Here is a 6,284-nt window from a genome sequence, read left to right on the forward strand (position 1 = left end):
ATGGGCCCCGTCCGGCCCCGGCCCCGGTCCACCCGCGTTACCCGGGTGACCACCCAGGCCGTTGCCCGGCCGTCCGCATGCCGAGCGGGTCCGGGCGGCTGGGTAGCAGGTCGGGGCGGTCCTGCGGCGGCGGGCGGGCGGCGGGACGGTGTTCCAGCTTCATCCGGTAGAGGCGCTGGTCGGCCACCTGCATCAGGGCTTCGAGGGTGTTGCCGTCCTGCGGCGCGGTGGCCGAGCCGATGCTGACGCGGGCGTCCGGGCGGACGGCCGCGTCGATCCGGGTCAGCACCGTCCGCGCGGTGACGTCGTCGGCGTCCACCAGCACGACCACGAACTCGTCACCGCCGACCCGGGCGATGGCGTCCCCGGCGCGCAGCACCTCCCGGGTCGCGGCCACCGTCCGCTGCAGCAGCCGGTCGCCGGCGGCGTGTCCGAGGCGGTCGTTGACCAGCTTGAAGTCGTCGAGATCCAGACACAGCAGGGACGGGCCCGGGCGACAGCCGCTCCGGAACAGGTGCTTGGTGAACTCGGCCAGGCCGCGCCGGTTGAGGGCGCCGGTGAGCGGGTCGAGCTCCGCGAGCGAACGGAGCTGGGATCGCTGCCGCGCCAGGATCCGTGCCTGCGCGGAGCACACCGAGATCAGCACCACCATCGCCGCGACGTAAAGGAAGACGTGCCCGGGGGGCGCCGGTCGTCCGGTGGCGGCGACCGCGAGGTAGGCCCCGACGGTGAGCGCCGCGAGCGCCGTCATCAGCGGCAGGCGCGGGGTGTGGCTGGCGACGAACACGGCCGTGGTCACGAAACCCAGGGCGGCCGGTGCGGCTGCACCACCGTCCCAGTACGCGCCGAGCGTCGCCACGACGAGCGTGATCAGCAGGATGGTGAACGAGACGCGGTACCCCGAGGCCTTCGTGGTCACCTTCTGGGCTGCCCACAGGCCGACGAGGCCGGACGCCATTCCGCAGCCGTAGGCCGCGAGCATGACGGACCGATGTGGCTGGTGCAACGTCATGAGGCAGTAGCTGACGGCGATTCCGTGCGAGACGACGTGCAACGCCGCGGTGAGCAGCATCCTTCGCCGGCGCTCGTTCACCCGACTGTCCACCGCGCCCACGGCAACCTGACGACGGATCCCGATGATCCGGCCGCGAAATCGATCGCAGCGGCCGTGACCGTGATCCGGGTCGAGGCCGCTCCGACGTGTCCCACCACTCCGACATTCAACGATGTGCGTGAGGTGACGTCAATATTTCGACACGGTTACGTCTGCCCTGCGTACGTCCGTCGTGGCTCAGCGCAACCTCGCCTGCCTCGCCGTGCCCCTGCACGGCCGGCGACCTACTTCCCGCGGGCCGGCCGGAGCGCCGGCCGTGCCCTGCCCACTAGTCGAGACCGAGGTGCGCCGGCGACGAGGCGAGCGAACGGAACCGCTCCGCCGGATCGGCCACCAGCCGTCGCGTGTGCAGGTCCAGCATTCCGCCGACCCCGGTCAGCTGGGCGACCGGAGTGCCGTCCACGCGTACGTACTCCTGCTCCAGCCGGAACGTCTTGCCGCCGCGCCAGACGAAGCCGCAACTGACGTCGACCTCGTCGCCCGCCCGCAGTTCGCGCAGGTAGCGGATGGTGCACTCAAGCTGGACCGGCCCGACGCCGGCCGCACGCAGCGCGTCCGGGTGCAGGCCCGCGGCGCGCAGGCACTCCCACCGGGCGTGCTCGGCGTACTGCAGGTATACGGCCTGGTTGACGTGCCCCTGGACGTCCAGCTCGTACCCTCGGACGGCGATGCGCACACGAAACGGCTGACTCATGGACAGATCTTGACACGGGCGTCCCGGGGGAGCGGGGGCGTGCGGGTCAGAGGCGACCACCGGCAGCGGTGTCGGAGACTCGCTGGGCGAGATAGATCGGCACGATCGAGAGCACGATCAGCACCGCCGCGACGACGTTGATGACGGGCGCCTGGTTGGGCCGGAAGAGGTTGTTGAAGATCCAGATGGGCAGGGTCTGAACGCCCGGCCCGGCCGTGAAGGTCGTCACGATGATCTCGTCGAAGGAGAGCGCGAAGGCGAGCAGCCCACCGGCGAACAGCGCCGAGCGCAGCAGCGGGAACGTCACGTAGCGGAACGTCTGGAAGGTGTCCGCGCCGAGGTCCGCGCTCGCCTCCTCCAGGTTGCCCCCGAGTCGGCGCAGCCGGGCCAGCACGTTGTTGTAGACCACCACGACGCAGAACGTCGCGTGCCCGACGATCACCGAGAACAGCCCCTTGCCCACCCCGAGCGGCTCGATCAGCGAGCGGAAGGCGGTGTCCAGCGCGATGCCCGTGACGATGCCGGGCAGCGCGATCGGCAGCACCACGAGCAGCGACACGGCGTCCCGCCCGAAGAACCGGTAGCGCTGCACCGCGAACGCGACCAGCGTGCCGAGCAGGAGCGCGACGGCCGTCGCGCCGAGGCCGGCCGTCGTCGAGGTCCACAGCGCCTCGCGGGCGCCCGCGTTCTCCCACGCCCGCACCCACCAGTCGGTGGTCCAGCGCGGCGGTGGCCAGGCGAAGGTGCGGTCGGCGTTGAACGAGTTGACCAGCACGAGGGCCAGCGGCACGTAGACGAAGGCCAGGCCCACCGCCATGGCCCCGCGCAGCAACCAGCGCGCTCCGCGCGACAGCGTCACAGCTCCTCCAACGCGCCGGACCGGCGCACCGCGACCAGATAGCCGACCATGATGAGTACGGGGATCGTGGCGAGCGCCGCCGAGAACGGCAGGTTGTTCGCCGCGCCGATGTTGGCGTACACCAGGTTGCCGATGAGCTGCGTCTTGCCGCCCACGATCTGCACGGTGATGTAGTCGCCGAGGGACAGGGAGAACGTGAAGATCGAGCCGGCGATCACCGACGGCACGATCATCGGCAGCACCACCGAGCGGACGGTGCGCCCGCCCCGGGCGCCGAGGTCCGCCGACGCCTCCAGCAGCGAGTCCGGCAGCCGCTCCAGCCCGGCGTAGATGGGCAGGATCATGTACGGCAGCCACAGGTAGCTCAGCACGAGCACGGTCGCGAGCAGCCCGTAGCCGGGGCCGTTGCCGGCGCCCCCGAAGAGCCAGTCCACCGGGCCGTCGTTGGCGAGCATCACCCGCCAGGCGTACGCCTTGACCAGGTAGCTCGCCCACAGTGGGGTGAGGATCGCGATGACCAGCAAGCGGCGGCTGCGCGGGGAGGCGACCTTCGCCATGAAGAACGCCATCGGCAGCGCGATGAGCACGTCGATCACGGTGACCGCAGCGGCGACGCCGAGGCTGCGCAGGGTGACGGTGCGGTAGACCTCTTCGGTCAGGATGGTGCGGAAGTTGGCGAACGTCGGCTGGCGGACCAGGTCGCCGGTGAAGCTGTTGACCGTCCACAGCGCGCAGACGAAGAGCACGGCCAGCGAGCCGAGGTACGCCACGAGCAGCCAGAGCAGCGGCGCCGAGAGCAGCCCGGCGAGGCGTGCTCCGCGGTGTCGGTGCAGCCAGGAGGAGAGCCGGCGACCGGCCCGCGGGCGGCGATCGTGTCATCGCCCGCCGGCCGGTCCACCGTGGAGAGAGCTGTCACCTGTCTCAGCCCTTGATCGTGGTCCAGGCCTGGGTCCAGGCCGCGTAGTCCTTGCACTTGACGTCGGTGCGGCCGTCGAGGCATTGCTCCACCGGGGTGCTCCAGAACCAGACCTGGTCGAAGTACGCCTCGTCGGCGGCGTGGAACGTGGTGCAGTGGTTCTTGTCGGCCGTCTTGTCGCAGGCGAGCTTGTTCGCCGGGGCCTCGCCGAACCACTCCGCCACGGCGCCGTTCGCCGCCGGGTCGATGATGTGGTTCATCCAGAGGTAGCCGCAGTTCGGGTGCTTGGCCTTGGCGGAGATCATCCAGGTGTCGGACCAGCCGGTCGCGCCCTCGGAGGGCAGGACCGCCTCGACGGGGGCGCCGTCGGCCTTGGCCAGGTTGACGATGACCTGCCACGCGGTGCCGACCACGGAGTTGCCGGACTTGAAGGCCTGCACCTCCTTGGTGTAGTCCGACCAGTACTCACCGATCAGCTCGTTCTGCTTCTTGAGCAGGTCCACGGCGGCGGCGAACTGCTTGTCGTCCAACGCGTACGGGTTCTTGATGCCCAGCTCCGGCTGGTGCTTCATCAGGTAGAGCGCCGCGTCGGCGAGGTAGATGGGCGAGTCGTACGCCGTCACCTTCCCCTTGTACGGCGAGTTGGGGTCGAACACCGCGCTCCAGGACGTCGGCGCCGGGGTGACCTTGTCGGTGCGGTACATGAGCACGTTCGCGCCGCGGCCGTGCGGGATGCCGTACGCCACCCCGTCGACCGAGTTCCACTGCTTGAGCTTCAGGCCGTCGAAGACGTCCTTGTAGTTGGCGACCAGGTCGGTGTTGACCGGAGCGACCTCCCCGCCGTAGATCAGGCGCAGCGAGGCGTCGCCGGAGGCCGAGACCACGTCGTAGTCGCCGGTCTTCATCAGCGTCACCATCTCGTCGGAGGTGCCGGCGACCTTCACGTTGACCTTGCAGCCGGTCTCCTTCTCGAAGCCGGTGACCCAGTCGACCTTCGGGTCCGTGGAGCCGTTCTCGACGTACCCGGCCCAGGCGACGATGTTGACCTGGCCCTCCCCGGCGCCGAGCGACGCCAGTTTGTCGATCTTCGGCGGTTTGATGCCGCCGGGACCGGAGCCGCCGGTGGCGCCGCCGCCGTCGCCGCATCCGGTCAGCGCGAGCAGGCCGGCCGCGGCGACCGCGGTGAAGACTCGGGTGGTGCGCATCTGCGCTCTCCTTCTGGTTGTCGACGGGGGTCGGGTTGGGTCAACGGGGGTTCACGGGAACCGCGACGACGTGCTCGGCCCGCCAGGTCAGCCGGATCGGCTTGCCGCGCAAAGCCGCCACGTCGGCGGGGGAGGTCTGCTGGTTCTGCTGCATCGCGACGACGCGCGGCCCGGCGTCGAGGTCGACCACGAAACGGGTCGCCGCTCCCGCGTAGATCACCTCGACGACCTGGCCCGCCGCGCTGATCTCCTCGGTGGACGCGGGCGCGCCGCCGAGGCGGATCTTCTCCGGGCGTACGGAGAACACGCCCTCGCGGCCGAGCACCGCGCGGGCGGTCTCGCCCTCGAACAGGTTGGAGGTGCCCACGAAGCCGGCGACGAACGGGGTGGCCGGGCGCTCGTACACCTCGGCGGGCGTGTCGACCTGCTCGATCCGGCCCTGCTTGAACACCGCCACCCGGTCGCTCATCGTCAGCGCCTCCTGCTGGTCGTGCGTGACGAAGACGAAGGTGATGCCCACCTCGCGCTGGATGGCCTTCAACTCGACCTGCATCTCCTCGCGCAGCTTCAGGTCCAGCGCGCCGAACGGTTCGTCGAGCAGCAACACCGCCGGCCGGTTGACCAGGGCGCGGGCCAGCGCGACCCGCTGGCGCTGCCCGCCGGACAGCGCGCCGGGACGGCGCTCGCCGTACCCCTCGAGGCGGACCGCCCGCAGCGCCGCCGCCGCGCGCTCCCGGCGCTCGGCGCGCGCCACCTTGCGCACCCGCAGGCCGTACTCCACGTTCTGCTGGACGGTCATGTGCGGGAAGAGGGCGTAGTCCTGGAAGACGGTGTTGACGTCCCGGTCGAACGGGGCGAGCCGGGTGACGTCGCGGCCGGCGAGCGTGACGGTGCCGGCGGTCGGCAGTTCGAATCCGGCGATCATCCGCAGCACCGTCGTCTTGCCGGACCCGGAGGGCCCGAGCATGGAGAAGAACTCCCCATCGGCGATGTCCAGGTCGACGCCGGCGACGGCCTCCACGGCATCGAACGACTTGCGCAGACCGGTCAGGCGGATCGCGGGTTCCGACACGGCGACAGGCTCCAACTCTTCAACGAATCATGAGACCCGAGCAGGCACTGGCTACGGATTCTCCAGCGGAAGAATAGGACCGCAACGGATACCGTAGTCAAGGGTTGTTTTCGGATCGTTCGGTCGCCGCCCGGTCGCCGGGCCGCCGACCAGGGCCGGGACACCCGGTGAGAGTTTCCGCCGGCCCTGCGGCAAGGGCGGCCGCAGCCGCAGGAGGCCGAGCACGGCACGCGACCGCCGCGTCGCACCGTCCGGCGCGGTGGATCCGATCAGACCAGCGCCCGGGCCGCGTCCGGGCTCAGGTCGTGCCCGGCGGCGACCAGCGTGTCGAACCGCTCCCGCCCGAGCGCGGCGACCAGGCGCCCGCCGATCCGGTCCAGTTCGTCCCGCTCGGCGGGCGCCGCGGCGAACTCGGCGGCCGCCG

General features: G+C 70.8%; 6 protein-coding genes. All 6 read right to left on the reverse strand.

The window, feature by feature from the left end; translation table 11 throughout:
* Positions 1-37: 37 nt before the first annotated feature.
* Positions 38-1,105 carry a GGDEF domain-containing protein gene (locus tag JNW87_RS40460; RefSeq protein ID WP_201749835.1) on the reverse strand — a complete coding sequence of 356 codons (1,068 nt, stop codon included), beginning with the start codon at positions 1,103-1,105 and terminating at the stop codon, positions 38-40.
* Positions 1,106-1,382: 277 nt separating this feature from the next.
* Positions 1,383-1,808: a thioesterase family protein gene (locus JNW87_RS05595; protein WP_109803861.1), complete on the reverse strand. Its 426-nt coding sequence runs from the start codon at positions 1,806-1,808 to the stop codon at positions 1,383-1,385.
* Positions 1,809-1,854: 46 nt separating this feature from the next.
* Positions 1,855-2,667 (reverse strand): ABC transporter permease, encoded by an 813-nt coding sequence (locus tag JNW87_RS05600; RefSeq protein ID WP_109803860.1) that lies wholly within the window; start codon positions 2,665-2,667, stop codon positions 1,855-1,857.
* Positions 2,664-3,437 carry an ABC transporter permease gene (locus tag JNW87_RS05605; protein WP_238453234.1) on the reverse strand — a complete coding sequence of 258 codons (774 nt, stop codon included), beginning with the start codon at positions 3,435-3,437 and terminating at the stop codon, positions 2,664-2,666. Before JNW87_RS05605 ends, JNW87_RS05600 begins: the two co-directional genes overlap by 4 nt.
* Before the next feature lie 151 nt (positions 3,438-3,588).
* On the reverse strand, positions 3,589-4,788 hold the full coding sequence (locus JNW87_RS05610) for an ABC transporter substrate-binding protein (RefSeq protein WP_109803858.1): 1,200 nt from the start codon (positions 4,786-4,788) through the stop codon (positions 3,589-3,591).
* 40 nt (positions 4,789-4,828) lie between these two features.
* Positions 4,829-5,860: an ABC transporter ATP-binding protein gene (locus JNW87_RS05615; RefSeq protein WP_109803857.1), complete on the reverse strand. Its 1,032-nt coding sequence runs from the start codon at positions 5,858-5,860 to the stop codon at positions 4,829-4,831.
* Between the last annotated feature and the right edge of the window lie 424 nt (positions 5,861-6,284).

It is taken from the genome of Micromonospora sp. ATA51 (assembly GCF_016802855.1).
Classification (GTDB): domain Bacteria; phylum Actinomycetota; class Actinomycetes; order Mycobacteriales; family Micromonosporaceae; genus Micromonospora; species Micromonospora sicca.